Source organism: Nostoc sp. EspVER01 (assembly GCF_034530635.1).
Classification (GTDB): domain Bacteria; phylum Cyanobacteriota; class Cyanobacteriia; order Cyanobacteriales; family Nostocaceae; genus Nostoc.
On the sequence record NZ_JAVRCS010000047.1, the window covers coordinates 24,533 to 46,630 of the forward strand.

Genomic DNA, 22,098 nt, shown 5'->3' on the forward strand with positions numbered 1-22,098 from the left:
AAACGCATAAATACACACATCAAGATCAAAGTACTTAGAATTGCAATGGCAAATTACAGAGAGTGGAATCAAGCGCTTATATTTTATTTTACCACTGGCTTGCCACGGGGTAAAAGAGTTTATCTGAGTGTTGACAATGAAATTTTAGAGCAAATTGGTCAGAAATTCAACCAAAAAATTGAAGATGGCAATTGGAGTGATGACTTCCGTAGAGCCGTAAGAGAAAAAGTTGTCACACAAGGACGAGTTGATTTGGTTAAATTGCAAGGATGTAATTTAGACAGCTTACCGCAAGGAGTTGCTTTTTTAGGTGCAATGGTTCTGGCTGCCAATGAAATGGTAGATGAAGAGGAAATCTCAGAAGAGAACTATTTTAAGCGTCTAAAAGCAGTATTAGGTTTGCCAACATCAGAAAATGGTCGTCCGCCAGGTATGAAGTTTGGTAAACAAGGAGAAGAACCCTTATGGGAAGGCTGGAATCTTTGGTTGATGGTAAATGGATTCATGCCTTCAGCACATCGAGGTCGTGGAGGCCCAACCACTTATATTAATTATCCAATTTCTCAATCGTTACTTCGTCGTACAGATAAAAACCGACTTGTACAACTGTTTAATGAGAAACAATGGACAGCGCAGTGGGATGCTATGACTCTGTTTGCTGGTGTGAGACGAGAAGCGCAGCGACTCTCTACACATCTCAAACTATTGCTAACTGATAACAGGGAACGCTATGAAGCAGTAGCCGAATCTATTCATGAAGTTTACCAGCAGTGGCAAGCACAAGGACGGCCAGCAGTAGTAAAAGCAGGAGTACGTAATTGGAGTCGTAACATATTTGCTGGTTTATATCGCACAGAAGATCCGTTTTTTGGTGATGTTAATTACTATCCTTACCCAAAAAAAGTGCGGGGATGGGAGTTAAACACTATAAAAATTCAGTATGGTAAGAGAGATCAACGGTTAATAGATGAACGCCCTGGCTGGTATTTACCCTTAGAATTTCCTCTAAGTTTAAGTGAATTGGAACGCGGTGCTAAATACCCAATTATTCTGCAATCTGACCTTGATTCTCTGGTTTTACCTTCTCGTGATTTTTGGATGTTAATTCCCGATCCAGATGATACAGATACAGGAGTTTATGCAACTTGGGGTCAACCATCACTCGGCACTAAATTTATCCTGCTATGTAAAAAAGAACTACTTCCAGATATCAATCGCTTGCGAGATGAGCGGCTAATAGAGTGGAGCGGTGAACCTCAGCCTGTATTTAATAATTCAAACTGGGTAGAGCTTCACCAGTGTATGGTTATTTCCTTAGCTTGGAATGGAGTATTTATTAGCAATCAAGAACTTAAGGATGCTTTGCAGCCCAATGTTTGTTTATCTATTAGCTTTTCAGGGGGGTTACGTGTTCCGCAGCAGAGCGCATGGTTGGAGGGTCATAGTCCTCAAGTTACCATCTTTGGTTTTTATCCCACTGTGACGTTACAAATAACTCGATTATTGGATAATTTATCAATAATTGAGCGATCGCAAAGTACAAATACGCCAATTTCGGTAAATTTACCAAGTTCAGGAGACTATGTTGTCAAGGCAACTTGTGCAGGAGAATCCACAGAACGTTTGGTCAAAATCGTCGATTGGAGTTGGCTTGGTATAGAAAAACCACAACGTTATGAAATAACACCTATTAGTTCTGGGAATTATATATGTGGCAGCGTCATTCAGACTGTTTCTGCAAAAGAGTAAAAGCAAATCAGGTGCATAATGCCACAAATCCAGCGCTGGTATAAAGGTTTTTCTTATAGGGGAAATCCACAAGAACTTATTGAGCAAATTTCCAAGCAAGTTCAACGTCACAATTTGGGAAATTTCGTTCCGCTTTTACGAGTGGAAAAAGGGGTAAAATCACGCAAACCATTTTACTTTTTTCTGGCGCTTGAAAGTTTACAAAAAGGTGACATACCAACGGAAGTTCAATCAAATCTGCTTAAACTACCTTTTTTTAAATCTACTATTCCAGGTAATCCCAGCTTTAGTTATGAAGAAATAAAACCTATGGTTGGGGTCGCTCATGATGTTTATGAGTATAGTAACAACATTCCCTATCAGCCCGTACAGGAATTAACCTGCGATCATCCATTTGACTTAATAGAATCAGCATCTATCAATAATTCATTCATTGATATTGATATATCCCGTCGATCCGAGCAACTTCTTTACTGGCTATCCGCTCTTGGTAGTGGAACTTGGGAATCTTTCAAGAAAGGGTGTGAAGTCTTGCAACTTGAAGAACCTAAACGCATCTTACGCCGACTTAGGTTGCTCGGTCATGTTGAATCTTCATTAGATGGTAAACGATGGTCTGCTGCTCCTGCGACTCTTGTGAAAATTAACTCTCAGTTAAACTCACAAGAATTTATTTTATGCGGTCAGCGTTGCATCAGTTGGCTCACCCAGTTAGAAAAATATGCAGAGATAATACCCCTTTCCCAACCCACAGGAAATGCACCACCTTGTATTCGTCTGAAAGTAAACGAACGTAATATAATTACAGAGCAGTTTCCTATTATTAACACGGGTGATGTATCGAGCCGACTGGCTGACATCTTACCGGATATGAGAATTTGGCAGCAGAGTCTTAGAAGCGTACCGGGTATAGTGCCATCTCTTTACGAATGGATGCGATTTGACGGCAATGATTTTGTTGAGCGCACTTTCCAGAACGAAACTGGAATGTACCAAATGTGGAATAGAGAAGGCAGCGATTTTTCCCGTATGACCCTTTTTTATGAAGCAGAAACCGATACTTGGCTACAAGGAGATTGGTATGGGTTAAGATTTCTCGCTCTGCACTACAGCGATCGCTTGCTTATCGCCCATTACGATTCTACAACCGCACGTTTAGCAATTCCGTTTTCTCAACGATGGCCTGAATTATACGAACGTGCTTTAGTGCTAGCTTCTGGATTTGTGCCAATCTATCACAAAACCGAACAGAATCTATGGCTTATTTATGAAAATATTGCTCCAAATTTAGCAGAAAAATTGACAAAAAAACTTTATATAAACTGCGACGAGGGTTTTAGCTGTGCATGACCTACTAGGAGCTTATCAAAGGCTCGATCGCCTGTATCGACTTTACATCAAAAGTGCTTTTCCTTTGCGATCGCAAGTTTTAGGCGAAGAACGCTTTCGGGTTCTCAATCAAACCGGAGTTTTAAGTCAACCGCCCTTAATCGAAACCGTACCCATCTATCCCTCTTCCGGTCTGAATCTAGCGGCTGCAACAAAGCGGCTACCATCAGAATATAGTGGTTTGTCATCATTAGGGCAAAAGCTCTTTCCCTCCAATATCGAACTGTATCGACACCAAAGGCAAAGTCTAGATGAAGTTTTAGTCAACCGTAAAGATATTGTCGTCACCACCGGCACAGGTTCGGGAAAAACTGAGTGTTTCTTGCTGCCACTTTTTGCCCAACTCGCACGAGAGTCGTTAACTTGGACTACTTCAGGCTCACCATCTGCTAACCGCCAGTGGTGGAATAATTCTAAAGATGATAATAACGATATCAGAGTTTCGCAGTGGGCGCACACAACTCGTCCCCACGCTTTGAGAGCGATTATTCTTTATCCTCTGAATGCTTTAGTAGAAGACCAACTGCGACGACTGCGAATAGCATTAGATGACAATGACGTTCACAGGTGGTTGGAACAACAGCGTCAAGGAAATTATATCACTTTTGGTCGCTATACTGGCTTAACTCCAGTTTCCGGCAGAGAAACAAAACAAAGCCGCGATCGCCTCCGTAAAATTTTGCAAAAGATACAGGAAGAACGTGAAGAGGTTTTGGATGCACTGAATAACGATCCCAACTGCGATCGCAATCTGCAATACTACTTTCCCCGACTGGATGGCGGTGAAATGTGGTCGCGGTGGGATATGCAAGAAACCCCACCAGATATCTTAATTACCAACTACTCAATGCTCAACATTATGATGATGCGGAGCATTGAGAACGATATTTTTGAGCAGACGAAGGAATGGTTAGCAGAACCCGGACATCCAGAGCGAGAATTTTTCCTGATCGTTGACGAACTTCACTCTTACCGAGGAACTCCTGGTACGGAGGTGGCTTATATTATCCGGTTACTTTTGTATCGACTCGGTTTAACCCCAGATTCTCCTCAACTTCGCATTCTGACGACTACAGCTAGTTTGACAGATGATAGTTCAGGGCGGAAGTTTTTGCAGGAATTTTTTGGCAGAGATAGATTTGAGTTTATCAAAAGTCAGCAAACCGAACCTGAGCGGGGGGCGCGAACATTTTTATTACCTTATCAAAGTGCTTTTGCAGACTTTGCCCAGAACATTCAAGGCGATCCTTTGGCTGGCGTTCCCGAAATCGGTCGGTTTGATCGGGAATTAAATCAGTTAACCGAGCGTTTGGCATACCCTCGTAAAGATGGAAAGGGAGCGGAAGCTCTAGGAGAAGCTCTCGAAAATATTAAAGCTGCTGATGCATTGCGAGATGCTTGTCAAATTGTTGCCGTTGATCGCACAGTGCGTCCGGCGCGAGTGGAAAATTTAGATCGGGTATTATTTCCTGGGGCTACCATTTCCCCAAATGCGATCGCCTCTGATGCTATGAGAGGTTTGCTACTAGCCTTGGGAATGTCCAAACTCACAAAAACAGGACGTTCGCCACAACCAATGCGTGGGCATTTGTTCTTCCATAACTTGCAAAATCTTTGGGCGTGTTGCAATCCCAAATGCGATGATGATGCAATTGATGCCCAAGCTCGCACCGCCGCCACTTCAGAACTTCCTACAGTTGGAGCTATTCATACTACCCATCGAATTGCCTGCTCTTGCGGTTCTCGCGTTTTGGATTTAATTGTGTGTGAAGTCTGCGGTGATGTATTTCTCGGCGGTTATAAACGGCCTTTTGGTGAAGGTAATTTCATTCTTACTTCCGACAGACCCGATCTGGAAAATATGCCTGACCGTGTTAACCTCAAGCAACAACATGGGCAATATGCTGTATTTTGGCCACTCCCCCACGATCAACCCGCTTGGTCAGTTGAACCGCAAGATTTGAAATGGGATCTTGACAAAATCGAGCGAAAGTGGGTCAAGGCTAAGTTAGATAAAACAACAGGTTTACTTTCCCAAAAAATTGTACCGCTCAACTTAGACAAAGAGGTTCCAGGATGGCTGTATCAAGTTCACGAAAAAAAAGCCGGAAAAAAAGCAGCAGTACCGCCTTCAATACCCTCCACCGGACAAAAAGCTGCAACAGAGCCTTCCATGCCAAGCAAATGTCCTCGGTGCGATGCTGACTACGGAAAGCGCAAGAAATTCAGAACACCTTTAAGAAGTCATCGGACAGGGTTTCAAAAAGCCTGTCAAGTCTTGGCGGGAGCTTTATTCCGAGAAATGACCGATGAAGGGATAGGAACATCTTCATCCCGAAAACTTGTGATTTTTTCTGACAGTCGCCAAGATGCGGCAAAACTGGCTGCGGGAATGGAACGAGATCATTATCGAGATATGGTACGCCTCACTATGATTCAATCGTTTCGGCAATATTGGGGTGATTTGGTTTCCTACCTGCGGATAATGTTTACCTTTAACCCTGCTAATCTTCCCCAGTTACAAACGTTAAATTCGCTTCTTTATGCTGAAGTTACAAAACCCTCCCAACCAGAAGATGCGATCGCACAGAGAAGATTTGAGGCTGCTAACGATCATCTAATGACTGAAGCCTTAAGGTGGTTCATGGGAGCGCCACCTAATAATCAGCAAGCTCATGTGGACTGGGTAAAGTTATTAGAATGTTATCCAGGGCGAATTCCTTTAGCAAATTTACGCGGCACAATTCGCGATCAATTACTAGAAATAGGTATCTGTCACGGTGGCTCAGAATTCAAAGCCAAGCGATACAAAACAGCAGATAAATTCTGGGATTTTTGGTTTAATTGCTACGACTGGAGTAATGCTGTTCCCTTGCCTTTAGTCAACGCTGATGCAGAACAAGGACAGCATATTGCTCGCTTGGACGCTCTGTTGATGGCAGAGCTAATGTATGCTTTATTCCCCCATATTGCCAGGACGCTGGAAGCCTTGGGTCAAGGTTGGGTGAGTTACCAAACTGACAAAAATGCTTCACTAGCTTTAATTAATGCCACAGAAGCCGTTATCCGTCAGTTAGGCGTTAGAAGTTTATATAAATATTGCTCTTGGATTTATCAAGGCACAGAAAACCACTTTCGGCGTTACTCGCTCGATTATCTTGCAGGAATACGAAATTGGGGCGTGACTGACGATGAAGTGCAACAGCAATTGTTACAGTCAGGGGCAGGAATTTCTTCGTCTAATGGACTGATTTTAAACCCAGATAAATTAACTTTAGTCCCTCCAGAACTGAGTCAGGGAGTCTACAGGTGTCCGCAAACCAATGCGTTTTATCTCCATGATGTGGTCATCGATCCTGAATCTTTGCAACCTGTTGCACCAGAAAAGTTAACATCGGATTTTGATTATTACACTGAATTAACAGATAGACCAGATGCCAAGCTGTTTCGCATGAATTGCGAAGAATTGACCGGGCAAACTGATAAAGCAGAAAGACCGAAAAGACAGCGTTGGTTTCAGGAAGTTTTCATTGCTAATGAACTTGCCAAAAAGAAGATTTACGGAGTCGATTTGTTAAGCGTGACAACCACTATGGAAGCAGGGGTTGATATCGGCGCTCTCAATGCGGTAATGATGGCAAATATGCCGCCGCGACGCTTTAATTACCAGCAGCGAGTTGGGCGGGCTGGTCGTCGCGCTAGTGGGGTTTCTCTGGCGGTGACATTTTGCCGGGGGAGAAGCCACGATGATTTTTACTACCAACGTCCTGAAAGCATGACAGGCGATCCGCCCCCGCCTCCCTATGTGGATATGAGAAGCCAAACAATCTACAAACGGGTGTTAATTAAAGAGGTATTGCGCCAAGCTTTTACCGACACACCAATTTTGAGTCAAGGCAGTCAAACTGATAATGTACATGGGGAATTTGGCACGGCTGAAGAATGGGCAACTTATGAGCCGGAAATTCGAGAGTGGCTGCAAGATGCTAGGAATGAAGAGGTTATCAATTCGATTATGGAATCTCTCAGTATTGAAACCCCTTGGGCGGGTGTGGCTGGTGAGAAATTTCAAGAGGAAATGCGAAGCTATTTGCGCGATCGCCTGATTGAGGAAATCAGAGAGATTGCTAGCAATGAATCTTACTCCCAGGATGCTTTGAGCGAACGCCTCGCCAATGCTGGTTTGCTGCCAATGTTTGGTTTCCCGACTCGTGTGCGAGTGCTTTACACGCGCTGGCCCCGCCAATCTTTCCCCTGGCCCCCAGAAGATGGTCTTGTTGATCGTAATTTGGATATTGCTCTCAGTCAATTTGCACCGGGTTCGGAAACAGTTAAGGATAAGGCAGTTCACACGGCAGTTGGTGTGGTGGTGCTGAGGCCAGCAGGGAAGGTTGTCAGTTCAGAAAATGGTTTTTACCCGCCTTTGCCTCAAGGAAACACCAACCCCATCGGAGTGTGCGAACATTGTCAGGCGGTTCTGTCCCTGCCTGCTATGCCACAACCCGCATTAGGAAAACGGGAACCTGAAAAGCAAACCTGTCCAGTTTGTCAATACCCCGAACCCTCTCTCATACCTCTGGATGTCCGCGAACCGAAGGGCTTTTTTAGCGATCTGGAACCGCAAGATTTTGATGGACAGTTCGAGTGGCAACCGCGATCGACTCGTCCTTCTTTGACTGTGGATGCCAGAGGAGTTGCCTCTGCCAATGTCGGCAACTGTTCGGTGGTGGCGCTAACTGACCAAATTCTCTCAGTGAATGATCATGAAGGGAAGGGAGGATTCGATTTCCAAGCCGCCAAAATTTACGGGGAATTGAAGAATGGGGCTTATGCTGTTGGCGAGGAGGGTTATGTTTCCGTCTCTGGTGCTGCTTACCGTGTGGCGTTGATTTCGCGGCGGGTAACAGATATTTTGCTGGTCAATATTCAACAGTGGCCTTCTGGGGTGTTTGCCGATCCGACGACGGTTGAGGGGCGTGCCGGTTGGTATTCTTTCGCGTTTTGGCTGAGAATTGCGGCGGGTGCGCTGTTGGATGTGGATGCCTTGGAGTTGGAAGCGGGGTTGCGTGTTTTGCCAGATGAAGTGACGGGACAACCTATCGGTCAAGCATTTTTATGTGACAAGCTAGAAAATGGTGCAGGATATTGCCAGTTTTTTAATGATGCTGCCCAGTTGAGCAGATTGATGGCGATGGCAGAACCAATGCATCCCGATAATATCGCCGCAAAGTGGATGTCTCCAGAGCATGAAAGCGAGTGCGATACCTCTTGCAATTTGTGCCTGCGAGATTTTTACAATTTGTCCTATCATGGTCTTTTAGACTGGCGGTTAGCGTTGGATATGGCGCGGATAGCGTCATCAAGTGCCAGTGCGATCGACCTTGAATCATCTTGGAATGGCTGTCCCAATCCTTGGAGGAATCTAATTCTAGGAGCAAAAGCACCAATCCCTGCTACCTTGGCACGTCTGGGGTACACTTCACATGTACAGTTTGGCAGTTTACGTGGTTACGTTCGCAGTGGGAAGTTGGCAAAGGTATTGATTTTGCGACATCCATTGTGGACTGATGAGCATCCTGAGTGGATAGCGGCAGAGGAAATGGCAAGGCAACAATATACGGGTTTTGACGTAATATCTGCCAATCCGTTTAAGGTTTTACGTCGCCCAGCAGATTATGCTTAAAAGTAGTTTATGAGCAACAAGTGAAGTTTGAGAGGAAGAGACGTAGGTTGAAGAGACAAAAAGATTAAAATTTTTAATCTACTTGGCTCCAAACCATCATGATGGAATTTAACGTTTTCCATAGCGTGTTGCGTTTGGAGTCTGGCTGTGGTCAAAAATTGCTGTCCAGTCAGCAGAAGATTTCCAAAAAAATGTCAAGGTATTGTTAGGGCAACTACGGTAAAAGCAAGTTAGAGAGCCAGAGTCGAGATATCCTAAAGATGTGCTTCCAGCGCGTTGACAATATTTATTGACAAAATTTTCATATTCTATTTCTAATATTTTATGACTAGATAGAATTTGCATAATTTTTGAATCTTTATAGGAAAACACTGGTTCATTGTAAATTGTCTGCCAGTTTTCTGATGATAAACTTACATTTTCTTTTTTAAAAACTTTTGATTGAGCAATATACATAAAAATAAAAAATGACTTTTTCCATTGAGGGGACTGTTCCAATAGATCGTTGATGAGGGGAACACATTTGGACAATTGTCTCCCAGTTCCATTTATGTAATCCATAAAAACAAAAACAGTATTTTCCGGGGTTACATTTTCAGGATCGTTGTACCAAGGATTTTCAAAATAATCTTTTAGGAGTCTAGGTTTACTTGCAGAAGGGCAAGCAGTTTCAGAACCAGTAAGAGCATGAATTTCATAATAGTCCCAAAGTCCATGCTGGCTTTCAACACCTGTTGTTTGTGGTTGAGGAAGCCAAGCATACCGGATAACTTTATTACGTAACCACCTTTTAAATTGTATTTCAGTCTTTGCTGCTGGGTTTTCAAGAGAATGAAATACTTCCCTTAAATGTTCTTGATCGATTAGAAAATCCAGAAGTTTGTCTCGTAAATTCCTCACGGATGACTTAATATTATCTTCTGAAAAAAATTGAATTTCTTTCAAAAGCAAATAAGCTATATTCTTCTCAATCAACGTATCAAATTGATTTAACCATTCACGGAGTGTATTGGTAGATATATTTCCCGGAGCTTCTCGCAATTTTTCAGCAATAGCGTCTATGTAATAAATATCGTAGATTTCCTTTTCATCTACTTCTCTTTTCTCTGGTAAAATAGAAGAAATAGGTCTCCTGTATGGAGCCATTATTTCTAACACTTTTCTTCGCAATGACTTGATTTCATCCGTTATAATATTTCCCTTTAATTTAGGATAATTATTAGAGTCTTTTTGGGTCATATATTCAATACTATCTCTTATTAAATTCTTTCACGCGAACGGAAGATATCTTGGAAAACTAAGCTAGTGAGAGTGTACCTATATGGTTTTTGCCCAAACACTTCTAAGTACTGTGCCCCTAACTTATTTCTGAGTTCTGTACTTGCTTTTTTCAGTCTAGAATTAGCTTGTTCAACGGACAGCCCATAAAAATATGAAATTGAACAAGCATCCTTCAACTTCAAAAGTTCTGGAACTGACTGTCTTCTCCCACCGCTAAAAAAGAGAATATTCAAAAAAGCTTCAGCTTCTTCCGTAAAATTGAAACTGTCCCGTAACTCAGAGAAATACGGTGATGCGTAAACTCGATAAGTATTACTGAAAATTCTTCTAGCAGTTTCAATACTAACCGATGTGTGGTGGGGTTCTGCTTCTGCCCAAAGCAATTGGCCAATAGTTTCTACATATCTTGGAACCCCTCCAGAGACTACTGTTATAAAATCAATTACCTCCTCTTCAAAAGGATAAATTTTATCAGTCGTTCTCAAAGTAACTGCACTATTTTTTGTTTCTATGTATTCTTTAACTTCTATTAAAGGGAGAGGAGTGATAATTTTAAAATTAAACCTAGCTTCTTGTAACTGTCTAGCCTCTGAAATTATTTGACTATAGTATTCTTGAGTGACACTTATACACAATCCCCAACCAGGTCGGTTTGAAAATTTTTCCGACAACCCGTGCAAAAAAGTCATAAAATATGAAAGTTTTAGTTCTAGGTTGGAAAAGAGGAGTTCTACTTCATCAAAAGCAATTAATATATTCTGTTTCTGGGTTCGTTCCAGCATTTTAAAAAAAACGTCGAAGAGATCGATCAACTCTATCTCCTTAAATAGTCCTTCATCTTGTTTTGTCAAATATCCTTCTTGAACCAAAACGTTATACATCTTGGTTAAAATAGCTCCCAGAAGACTCTCAAAGTGCTTATCAGGGTGACTAGAAGCAGCGACTGGCGTAACTATCTCAGAGAATTTAATGGGTATGCAGATACCGGTTGTTTCACGAAATTCTTTGGCTATAAGATTTAATAAAGTTGTCTTGCCATATCCATAATCTCCAACAAAAAATAGTTTTATTGTTCTCTTTATTTTCAGTGATTGTCTAACCTCTTCTAGAAGATTGTTAATAAATTTTGTATGAACAATTGTAAAATCATAGTTCTGCTCTAATACTGACATGGCAGAGCCAGAAGCGACATAGGGATTTAGAGCAGGTTCTATGAGTTTTCCCTTAACATTTTGATAGGACATAGTTAAACAGCCATAGGTTCCAGAAGTTTGATAAATCCATACTTGACTCCTCGAATGTCAATTAACTCAATTCCCATATTACGGGCAAGCTGAGATTTAGTTGTTCTTAATTCGATACGGTGAGTGAGCTGCAACTGAATCAGATGTTTTTTGAAGTCTTCTTCTGTATAAGCTGATACGTAACTCAAAATTGTATCACGAATTTGAGAAACTGGAACTAAACCAAGACTTTTTCGGGCAATATCGCGGTAATTATTTAAAATGAAGTCTAAGAGGTTTAAGTAATTGTCAATTTGTATTTTGTCTCTATAAAACAAATCCAGATAACCCACCCCTGGATTACCAACATAGCTGTAGCCACAGTGTTGTATTAATAATTTTTGAAGTAGTGATGGTTCTGGATTTTCAGATAATTGATGTTTTTCATGAAGTTGAAACCTAGCGTTAGTGTAATCTTTAACAAGTTGCGAGTACTGAGAACAAATCTGAGTTAAATTTTCATTAAAAACTTCAATAGAGGGCAAATTATGTGATATGTCTTGTAAAGAATTAATAACTTTGATTGTTGATTGAACAGAAATCGATGCTGTGGTCTTTTTAGTGTTTGTCTCTGAGTATATATATCCATCTGCTTTATACAGATCGAGAACATAAAAACCCGCTAAATAGTTTTTTATAGTTGTAGCAGACATAGGCGTACCTGCTGGTTTTCCTTTATTTACTTTGTGAGTAACTAGCTTACCTTCTAGCCAATACAAAGCATTCTTTAAGGTCTGACCGTTATTCACTACAAGACCCTTTGCAAGTATGCTCATATCCTCTGGATACTCTTTAGGTAAATAAAAAATTGGAATTATCTTGGACATAGTACCTTTAAGTGTATAAGTAGAAAGTTTATTCTATTTTATTGCTTATCACTTAATCGGAGTGCTACGGTAGTCTGGCTATTTTTATTCAAAAATACCCTTGCTTTCAAAGTAAAAATTAATCTCGTTGGCGGAGCGTAATCTCTAAGTATCCCTTTTTGTGCAAAGTCTTTAAAAGTTTCCATACATCCTGATTATCTGGTAAACTTTGACAAACCTGGCTAATTGTAAGACCAGTTTCTACTGTGCTAATGACATTTAAAAACTGTCTTTCTTCTTCTAGAACATTTTCATCCTTTGGAAGGTGAATTTTGCTCAATTCCTCATGCAAACCCAGACATTTATCAAAAATAGATTTGATTTCGTTAACCTGGGCTTCAAGGTTTTCAAAGTCTGTGAGTGCTTCTTTACAAAAGTCTATTTTTGATAGTAACTGTGTTTTTAAATTGCTGACTTGATTCAAAAAAGCCGTCACATCTTGTTCGCGGTTTCGGGCAATAAAGTATAAATCTCTTTCTAGTTGCTCCCAGTCTAAAATCCAATTTTTGCACTGCTGGAGTAGTTTTTCCCAAAAAACTTGTCTTAGGGCTTCATAAGACCCTTCACGGTCTTCATCATCAAATTTGCATCTGTCTTTCAAATAACGTTCATTAGGAGCAATTAGACACAATAAATCTTCGTATTGAGTTAGTAGTTGGTCGAAACTATCTCGACGCGATCGCCTCTCACCTTTAATAATAACTTCAATTTCAGCCAAGGGTTTTTGCAGCAGATCGTATTCTCTAAAACTTTTTACCCCATGACGGCTAAAATGCTCTACCACTCGGTCAACAAACTCATCGTTATACCGCACTAGATGTTCTGAATCGTTACTCAAACTGTTTCGTAAATTCTCAGCACGTGTCAAAATAATTCGCCACTGTTCGAGACCAGCTACTAAATCAATAAGTTTTTTTTGAGTGCTTTCGTTAGTTTGCAAAAACTGCTTACAGTGATTGAGTTGATGATGTAATTTCAGAATGTCTGCTTCTTCTAAGGCAACCGAACTGGCTATATTATGGCAATCTTGATCTAGCTGTAAAAATTGTTTTTCTAAAGTCTTTCGATGGTCATTAAAACAATCTTCTAAACCACTCATAGTAAGAATTGCCTGACTAACTTTAGAAGCCTTCAATTCGAGCGTTAAATCTTCTAATTTTCGTGTCATTTCACCTAGTTCTTTTTGCAGAGTATAACGTTTATCCCGGCGAAATATTTCCAGGCGATCGCTTAGGTTTTGTATTGTTCTATAAACTCCATCAAGAACCACATCATCCTTGTGTTGCGCGAACTTCTGTGCAGTCTCTACGCCAGACGCTCGAATACTCGCTAACGCTGCGCTATCAAAGTCTTTAGATAAAGTTAGTTTCTCTTCAGTTGTCTTAAACCCCTGTGGTGAAGTTGCTACTGAAGAAAGAGTTGTTTCTGCTTCATTGAGGTCGCTAAGAACCTCGTCTAAAAGCTTCTCATCAAAAATTTCTAGTAATGAAGAAACATGAGTGCGAAGTTCATTTAACTGACCCTTCAAATCATTAAGGTCTAGTTCTGCCACAGAAGTGCGAATGATTCCCCTTGGTCGCTCCCATTCTATATAGCGACGACGTTGCAACCATTCCAGTGCTTCCTCAAACTCTTCTTGAAGATAGCCAAGTTTTTTGACCTCTTTCCATATCTGAGTTTCCTGACCCTGTACATTTTCAACTGCCTCTTTTGATTTGAGTTGGTTTTGAATCAAGGATTCCAGAGGATGAACAGTAAATTGAACTTGAGAATTTTCTGTTTTCTTACTAGCAATTTTGGATTCACTAATCAAACTGTGCTGTTTCAAAATTGCCAAAAGGCTAGGCAGACCAGAACCCGCAACTTCAAATAAATTTTCAAAATCTTCCTTTGAGGCTTGATAAAACTGACGACCCCGGCGAACAGACAACGAAATTTTCTCAAGCGCTACCTTATACTTGAGAAGTGCTGGACGCAGATTTGTGTAGAAAGATTGATAGTTCGGAAATAGAGTTTTACACTTTTGATAAAACACAGATTCTATCAGTTTTGTTTCCGTACCATTGACTGCCTCTAAACCGAGAATTTTCCAGGTTTCTGATGCAATTGATGGGAATAGCAGCCGCAGAGCTAAGGCGTGGCACTCCTGACGGTGATGTTCTAATCTATCTCTATCTGATGCGCTGACTTCAGGATGGCTTGAGAGCCAGTTTTGAATATAATTAGATAAATTAAGCAACGTACAAGCTGAACACTGTTCGGCAACCATGATTTTGCGGAGTAAGCCGAAAGCTGTCGGATATTCCCTTTCGCTTCGAGCAAGCTGAAGGTGGAAATCTACTTGACCTGTCCCCGCGATCGCAGTTAATCTTTGTGGAACATTAGCTGCATTCTGGTCATACCTCAAGTAAAATCGCCAGTCTAAGTGAGTTTCTTCCGGCGGAGTAAATCTCATCAAGTCAGAGTCTTCACCACCAACACTAATAACGACAGAACGGTTGGGAAACTCTAAATTATATCTCTCAGGAGAGCCGGTCAAAAAATTATAAAATCCAAATCTATCCTCTTGCCATTCACCTTTATAGCGCCAATTCCAATTGGCTTTCTGACCAGAGCGAGAAACTGGGAAAAGTAAGGGGAGAATTTCCTGGCAGAAAATCGTTGTTGCTATCTTTTCTTTTTGAGCATCATTCCACTCTCCAAACCAGCTACGACGAAATGACCCAAGAATTTTATCAATGACTGTAGGAGGAGTTGTTTGAAGAAGAGCAACTAAGGCAAAGCTACGTTCGGTTGGTTGTACAATGTACGAACCATAAAAATCGTCGTCTTCTGCCAGCTTTTTTAAACTCTTTAACAGTCTGAAGCTCTCAGCGATACTTGCGTTCACACCCGATGGAAAACTAGCAAGAAGCTTAATTACTTCTCGTCCTTTTGGATGTTTTTTAAAGGAAATCACTGACTCTACTTTGTTAATAGCATCACTAATTTTGTGCTGCTGCGTACCGTATAACTGCACTCGTCCCTCAAGATAATCCTCAATCAAATCCAGAGGAGTATACGGCTTCCCTTTTTCTTGAGCAAAAGTAACTATGCGTTTAAAGACTTCGATAACGGTGCGAGGGCCGTTTCCCAGGTCTTTGCGCTCGCACAACTGTCCCAAACTTTCAAGGGTTGCTAAATCTACTAACTCGTTTCCCTGAGACTTATCTTCTGGCAAAAACTTCTCACACAAAAAATCCCAAAGCTTACCCGGAAAATCAGATTTATAAGCGTCAGTTAATCGCAGCGATACTTTCTGCTCCTGCATCCGGTGGATAATATCACCAGCCTGTTCTTCAATCGCTGATTCAGTGGGCGTGGTAGGCATTCCGAGAATGAGTGCGACAGGTGTAGAACCTAAAGCCCGCATTCCTTTGACTAAATCGCTCAAAATCTGGATACGAACGCTAGATCCCTCTTCAGTCCGCAGGAATTCTTGACATTCGTCAGCAAATATTGCTAACCCCTTAAAACCTGCTTCCCGCAAAATAGAAACACTCTCCTGCCAAAAATTTAGAACACTATCAGTATTGGTGGTGTCAGTTTTTAATTCTTGAACAATTTTCAGAGCTTTGTCTTCAGAGACTCTGTACTTGCGGGCTATTTCTGCGGCTTGTTCTTGTTGAGACTTTAGACCGTACTGAGAATATAGTGCCTCAATTTTAGGAACAAGACTAGGGGAGGATTGTTCTAAACTTGCCTTAATCCAGGCATAAGTGGCAACCATTAAGTCGCCCAATTCTTTAAATTTGAACGGTGGCACAGCTACAATTGTATTCTGCCTGCACTCAGACCACAAATAAATCAGGGTTGCTGTTTTACCATAGCCATAGTCAGCACTTAGGTAGCCATTGACAGGCTTTCCCTTACCAATTTCATCAATTAAACGATCTCGAAGTGTTTTAACTTGTTCGAGTGGGTCGTAGCTGATAGCATATAATTCATAATTATGGGCTATACTTTCAAGTTCGCTTTCAATCTGAGATGGACTAACGGTATCTACAATTGCTTGAATTGATTCTAGTTGCTCTAATAATTTCTTCATAAATAGTCGTTTCATATATAGGTTTGAAGGGAATATAAATTTTTAAATTAATTGAGTCCACTCTGGGGATTTATTTAACATAATCCACTGTCCATAACCCCCTTCATACCCACAGTCAAAGAACTCTCCTTGGTCATAATCATAGGTGCATTTTGCATTATCTAGAGTGCCGTCTAACCCACTCGGATCTAGCAAAAGCATTTGACAGATAGCGTCTTTAATGTCTTCGCGCAAGAAAATCTTAGTTCCATAGGTTCGTTGCCGTTGTTTGTAAATCGCGTCTACCGCCATTATAAAAATAGGAGCAGCGCAGAAGTAGCGACGACTGAAGTATTCGGATTTTCCTTCTGATTTAATTACACAGGGTGATAGAGAATGTAACCAGTTCAAGACACCAGTGATACTGCTATCACTGAATGCTATTTCACTGGCAGTAAGTTCAAAGTTCACAGCAGCTTTTTCAATCACTTCTCCCACTATGGACTTTTTTTCAGCAGGTGATAAAATAACTTCTTTTCGTAACCACAGTTGTTGTACGACAGTTGCATAAGCCCAGGAGAACCTTTTATCAGGGTCGAAAAGATGTAGCTGATAAATTACTAAGTGTAAAAAATCGCCTAGTAAAGCTGGGTTTGATTGTTGAATATCAGCCGCTACTTTACCTAGTGAAGTTAAACTAGATGGATTCTTTTTGTCGAGAATAGAAAGGTTACGCAGAAAGGGAAAAACATTTTTTTGTAAAACAGTAGCTCCAAGTTTACAGAGAACCGCTAACTGGTCAATATCTGTTTGTTGAATAGAAAAATTTTCCAGAATAACCGCCACTCTTGACAAAGTGGTATTTTGCTGTAGGTGGAGAGTCAATCTTTTGTTCATAAATCACGCTCCAATGTATCCAACCAAGCGACTAGGTTGTGCATAATTCGATGATTTCGGCTAGTTCTTAATTGCTCAATACTTTCACAAAAATAACAGGAGTGGTGAGTATCTCTTTTGAGCTTTTCTACACCCGCTTTCGTGGTTTCAAAACTACGTCTCACTGTAATTTGAATTTGAGATTTATTGGGGAAAAAGATACTGCCAAAGCCTCCAGCTTTCCACCAAGTTGTGCTATCGAGAGTATCGGGAATTAAGTTATGTCTGCGGAGGCGATTATAGCTGTTTGGCCCGCCAATCCCAAAACAGTGAACAAGCATTCCATGTTCTCTAGCAATATCACAGACTTTTTTAAATAATGCCAAGCTCTCAAAAGATATCATATTGACACTTCCGTTAGGGCCTGATGTTCCCCAAGAACCAAAGCCAATTCTGCGAATACCAAGTCTCGCATAGGTTTCGATACAACGATTGATTTGCTTGATAGTACGTCCCTGTACGGGAGCGATCGCACGCTCTTGTACATAATTAGGCATTTTGCTATAAAATGCCTCACAATGGTAGAGTGTGTCACGGACTTTGTACTCTACAATCTCATCATTATCTGTGCTTAAAGGTACAATGTCAGGTAATACATACCCATCTGCCCACTGATTTTCTTTATAAAATTTATCTAAAAAGGCAAGAAGTTCATCATAAGTTCGTTTACCTTGCTGCACTTGATAAGCACCACAATCTAACCAGACACTTTTAATGTTTGCTACATCTTTTTGTTGCTGCAAAAATTTGGTAGTAGATGGTGGGCAAGTGATAGGTGAATAAATAACGTAAGCAAAGGGATTACGTTCCAAATCACCGCCTGATTTCCATAGTTCAAAAAGGCGCTGCAATTGGGAACCACCCGCACTAAAAGATGCAACAAATTGAGAACTTAATGGTGTTGCAGACACTAATTTTTTGTGCCACACAACTAAACTGCGTTTTACTCCTGGTTCAATATTGACTCGACTAAAGCCCATTCGGCAATAAAAACCATTAGCTTCCAAATCTAATGGACATTTGAGGCGTAAAGTTTTTATACCGGATGTTCTGCTATATTCTTCCCATGCTCTAATTAGTTTAAAACCTACCCCTTGTCGGCGGTGAGATGGGGAAACAGAAAGATGGTATAAAGTGGATATTCTGTCACGCCTGTGATGAAAATGCAAGAAGCCATGAGACGTACATAAAATTTCCTTATGAGCTATTGCCTCAGCCAAAGTAGCTCTATTAACAAAACCTATCTCATGGCGATGGGCATCTGCGAGAGCCTTGACAAAAGGTAAGTCTTTTTCTGTTGCAAATGTTACTGTAGTTTCTAAGGATTTAATCTGCACGTACTTCACCCAAGAACCTTTTTTAACTCCATATATCAATAAGGCTTTTATAACTTAACATCTTTACATAACCACTTTGCCAAATTAGCCTGCTTTACTATAGGACTCATGTTTGATTTTGGAAATATACGCAGGGTGTGAAAGCGTTGCGTTACGCACCGTCCGAAAGCTTTGGTGCATTACGGACTCCGACGTAACGCACCCTATTTATACTTAGCTTTTTTAAAATTCAATGGATTGCAATATTACAATATACTTTGGGTAATTTCAACCAAGTAACCAAGACTTTTGTTCAAATCATATCTCACCTAAACTACCAGCCAATTGTCGTATCAGAAAGGCTACTCGCAAGTGTTTAGTATTGAAAGCATCTACGAAAACACGATCAACTCCAACTGGATTTTCCCTGGTTCTCACAGTTGAGTTATCCTTAAGCCTAATAATCGGACTAGAACTCTTAAAATCTCGCTGATGTACGCGAGTTATTCCAAGAAGGCTTTCTAATATCGAAATTATTGCCAAGGAGAACAGTAAGGGACTCCAGAAATTAAATCTATCCTGATGCGATCGCTTTCATCTTAATCTCCTCATTGTTTGTAAACTGTAGTAGCCCAAAATTCCGGTCTTTGTTTACTGCTGTAGCTATTATATGAGTGAGAAGGGTAAAAAAGAAACTAAAATGTATATTTATGTTGCAGATGTTGTATTCGTTGCTTGGAATAACGAGAGGGGGGAGCTTCTAAAGCGATTACGCGGTAAAAAATCGCGGCAGAAACTAGCTGATGAAATTGCAGCCACAGGAGGGGAATGCTCCCATCAGAACATCAAAAAACTAGAGTACGGTGAGTCTGAAAGTGTCTCTATTAAAGTATTAGAGGCTATTTGTGCAGCATTGGGTATTTCTCTAAGCGACTTCCTTAGCACTCTTGAAGTAACTAATTAAAGTTTTAGATATTTTCTTGATTTTTAGCTACTAAAGTAACTAATGTATTGATGAAAGCAAAAAGGCGATCGCCTTTTGTTAAACCCCATCAATGAGGTTACTCAAATGATTGTACAAGATGAATTTGACAACCAAGCCCCGGATCAAGCAGAGTTTGAGGAATATGTTGACCACTTAGCTGACGCAGTAGCGCCAGAAATTGAAATTGACTCAGTGCCAGATGATTTGGGAGAACTGTATCGAGTTTGGAACGGTTCCCAACTTCTGGGAACTTTTTACCAGAATCTTGAAGGCAAATGGATAACGCAACCCTGTAATAGCGATAATAGAACAGGTAATCAGGAAGGATGTAGAAAAAAGTAATGTAGCGCCAAAACCAGAAATCAAACCCAAAGAAAAGTGTGGACGTGGGCGACCAAAAGGGAGCAAGAACAAAAATAAGGTGGAGGTTACTTTAACATCTGAATTAGTGCGAATTCAAAAAATGATTAATTCGCTGTTCAAATTACTATCTGGATTTGTTCCACTTACTTACTTAGTAATAGATGGACATTTTGGTAACAATAACGCTTTGCAGATGGCTCGACAAGTTAACTTGCATATAATTTCCAAGTTACGCTACGATTCAGCATTGTACGTACCTTATCAAAATCCTGACCCCAATAAACGCTCTCGTCGTAAATACGGTGAAAAGCTGGATTATAGTAACATACAGAACAAATATTTATGTAAAAGTAGTATAGAGGATCAAATCCAAACAGATGTTTATCACGCTACCCTACTTCATAAAGAATTTGCCCAAGCACTGAATATAGTTAAGCTAAAACACATCTAATTTGCAGATGAAAATTTTCTCAATATCTTGTGGGGTGGGCATCTTGCCATTGGTGTCAAGTTAAGCTCAAACTTACTATGTCAATAAGCATTTAGGCTGAATAATTCGGTTTTCAAGGGACAAAAAACGAACTTTTTCAGGGACTATTAATGCTTTGTTTATTAGCATCACTCCCAGCTTGTGTATAGAAGTCAGAAAAAGTTCACCTTTATACTTCGTTTCTAACAAAACCTATCGTTGACAAATGGATTTTAACCTTAAGTTGACACTAATGGCATCTTGCCCGCCCTGATTATGCAACTTGAATGCTGATTAGCTTATTATAGTCAAAACTAATCTTAAAACTAATGCTCGTAGTCATGTAATTCTATTTTCGAGTGACCTAAAGTTATCATACGAAAAAATAACCGACTACTGTAGACAAATAATTCGGTTGAACAATTTTAGCGCATCAAATGCTTGTTATTTCCTGACAAAGAAGAAATAACGGTTGAACAATTTGATTCCTGACTTTCAAAAAACTTGATTCCTAGTCTAATCAACAAATAAAACGATTAAATAATTTCTGAAAAGCTTTATATAACAATAGTTTGACGGACTATTCAAAATTTTAAACATCTTCTAATTGTATTGCTGGCATGGTAGTGTTCACAAAAATACCTCAGTGGCGATCGCACTCTATTTGACTTTACCTATAGTCAGTAGCATTGAGCGATCGCTGCTTTCGTTGAGCGCGCTTTGTGATGGCTATCCGCCCGCAAAGAGCGATCGCTGTGCCTGATAGAGACAGTGGAATTAGATGTACGGGTTGCCCAAAATTTCTTTGAGATAAGAAAAGCTTACTCGTTCATGAAATACTTTCATTGATACGAATAAGCCAACAACTTTAATCCCCCTGACAGGTGTAGGTTTTTTACACGATGGCTAAAACCCAGATTATTACGTGGTCAATATGGGTTATTGATGTGCGTCTCCATATAAATACGTACATATAATGTTACAGTCTGTTGACAAGCATCTATATGAGGATATAATCGTCTGTAAATCAATAATTAGGCTAATATACAGCAAAAAGCCATCTCATTGTACAGCAATCCCTTAAATTGCTATTTAGGGTTTGCTAAAGCATCGTTTCGTGTTTGTGTAGCGTGACGCTTGCTCTCAGCCAGGAGTTCACAAGTTCAGGTATTTGACATATCAAGATGTCAAATATGTAAACTCGCATTTGGAAGTTGTTCTTGACTACGGCTAGTACGATATAGATTCCACTGACTTCACGCTATTTTCTCCAGTTCAACTGGGGAAAAATCGCAAATATCCATTTTCGACTTTCCATGCAGGTTGTCAAATCTGCACTTTCTGATTGTGTCGAAACATTTTGATATTTCATCGTTTTGAGCAAGTTTTCGGTAACAACCCGATTCTCGTTCATGCTTTGCTTTTCCACTTTCCGGAAATTGCAAACGGATGCAACGAGCCAGAGCAAACCCATCATCTGTATACGAAACCTTTGATAGCAAGGGTTTCCGCATTTTATCGTTTAGCCTATTTTTTGTTCCAGATCCTTACCCAGTAAGGGTTTCTGAAAACCCGTGCCTTCGCCCTGTGTAACGACTGACTTTTCAGGTTATGTGGAAAAGTCCACCAAAACCTAACCCCCCTTCCCGACGCGGGAAGGCAGGGTGGATTAATTGTCGGGAGAGAAAAAGTTTTCTCACTCGACCATTGGA

At 40.5% G+C, this 22,098-nt stretch carries 13 protein-coding genes and 1 pseudogene; 7 read left to right on the forward strand and 7 right to left on the reverse strand.

Features of this window, described 5'->3' with window-relative positions:
* The first annotated feature begins 45 nt into the window (after positions 1-45).
* The 3 genes from RMX69_RS26195 to RMX69_RS26205 are packed head-to-tail and all read left to right on the forward strand — an operon-like array spanning position 46 to position 8,821.
* A complete protein-coding gene (locus RMX69_RS26195) occupies positions 46-1,749 on the forward strand; it encodes a hypothetical protein (RefSeq protein WP_289795977.1) in 1,704 nt (567 codons plus the stop codon).
* 18 nt (positions 1,750-1,767) lie between these two features.
* Positions 1,768-3,099 carry a hypothetical protein gene (locus RMX69_RS26200; RefSeq protein WP_289795976.1) on the forward strand — a complete coding sequence of 444 codons (1,332 nt, stop codon included), beginning with the start codon at positions 1,768-1,770 and terminating at the stop codon, positions 3,097-3,099.
* On the forward strand, positions 3,092-8,821 hold the full coding sequence (locus tag RMX69_RS26205; RefSeq protein WP_322639180.1) for a DEAD/DEAH box helicase: 5,730 nt from the start codon (positions 3,092-3,094) through the stop codon (positions 8,819-8,821). The genes RMX69_RS26200 and RMX69_RS26205 overlap by 8 nt, the downstream gene beginning before the upstream one ends.
* Positions 8,822-8,929: 108 nt before the next feature.
* Here RMX69_RS26205 and RMX69_RS26210 read toward each other — a convergent pair whose 3' ends face one another.
* From RMX69_RS26210 to RMX69_RS26235, 6 genes are all read right to left on the reverse strand, one after another.
* Positions 8,930-10,060, reverse strand: coding sequence for a hypothetical protein (locus RMX69_RS26210; protein WP_322639181.1), 1,131 nt, complete (start codon positions 10,058-10,060; stop codon positions 8,930-8,932).
* Between the two features lie 20 nt (positions 10,061-10,080).
* Positions 10,081-11,346 carry a hypothetical protein gene (locus RMX69_RS26215; RefSeq protein ID WP_322639182.1) on the reverse strand — a complete coding sequence of 422 codons (1,266 nt, stop codon included), beginning with the start codon at positions 11,344-11,346 and terminating at the stop codon, positions 10,081-10,083.
* 2 nt (positions 11,347-11,348) lie between these two features.
* Positions 11,349-12,212 (reverse strand): hypothetical protein, encoded by an 864-nt coding sequence (locus RMX69_RS26220; protein ID WP_322639183.1) that lies wholly within the window; start codon positions 12,210-12,212, stop codon positions 11,349-11,351.
* A gap of 118 nt (positions 12,213-12,330) precedes the next feature.
* The gene (locus RMX69_RS26225) at positions 12,331-16,353 is read right to left on the reverse strand and encodes a hypothetical protein (protein WP_322639184.1); all 4,023 of its coding nucleotides are present in this window, start codon (positions 16,351-16,353) and stop codon (positions 12,331-12,333) included.
* A 27-nt stretch (positions 16,354-16,380) separates the two neighbouring features.
* A complete protein-coding gene (locus tag RMX69_RS26230) occupies positions 16,381-17,214 on the reverse strand; it encodes a hypothetical protein (protein WP_322639185.1) in 834 nt (277 codons plus the stop codon).
* Positions 17,211-18,590, reverse strand: coding sequence for a GNAT family N-acetyltransferase (locus tag RMX69_RS26235; RefSeq protein ID WP_322639186.1), 1,380 nt, complete (start codon positions 18,588-18,590; stop codon positions 17,211-17,213). The genes RMX69_RS26230 and RMX69_RS26235 overlap by 4 nt, the downstream gene beginning before the upstream one ends.
* Positions 18,591-19,239: 649 nt before the next feature.
* Between RMX69_RS26235 and RMX69_RS26240 the strand changes: the two genes are divergently transcribed.
* From RMX69_RS26240 to RMX69_RS26255, 4 genes and pseudogenes are all read left to right on the forward strand, one after another.
* Positions 19,240-19,533 carry a helix-turn-helix transcriptional regulator gene (locus RMX69_RS26240; protein ID WP_322639187.1) on the forward strand — a complete coding sequence of 98 codons (294 nt, stop codon included), beginning with the start codon at positions 19,240-19,242 and terminating at the stop codon, positions 19,531-19,533.
* A 105-nt stretch (positions 19,534-19,638) separates the two neighbouring features.
* Positions 19,639-19,896, forward strand: coding sequence for a hypothetical protein (locus RMX69_RS26245; protein WP_289795966.1), 258 nt, complete (start codon positions 19,639-19,641; stop codon positions 19,894-19,896).
* Positions 19,859-20,356 (forward strand): annotated as a pseudogene (locus tag RMX69_RS26250) (transposase); the annotation flags it as partial. The gene RMX69_RS26245 and the pseudogene RMX69_RS26250, both read left to right, overlap by 38 nt.
* 637 nt (positions 20,357-20,993) lie before the next feature.
* Entirely contained in the window at positions 20,994-21,149 is a 156-nt protein-coding gene (locus RMX69_RS26255; RefSeq protein ID WP_289795965.1) for a hypothetical protein, read from the forward strand.
* A gap of 498 nt (positions 21,150-21,647) precedes the next feature.
* Here RMX69_RS26255 and RMX69_RS26260 read toward each other — a convergent pair whose 3' ends face one another.
* Positions 21,648-21,800, reverse strand: coding sequence for a hypothetical protein (locus RMX69_RS26260; protein ID WP_289795964.1), 153 nt, complete (start codon positions 21,798-21,800; stop codon positions 21,648-21,650).
* Between the last annotated feature and the right edge of the window lie 298 nt (positions 21,801-22,098).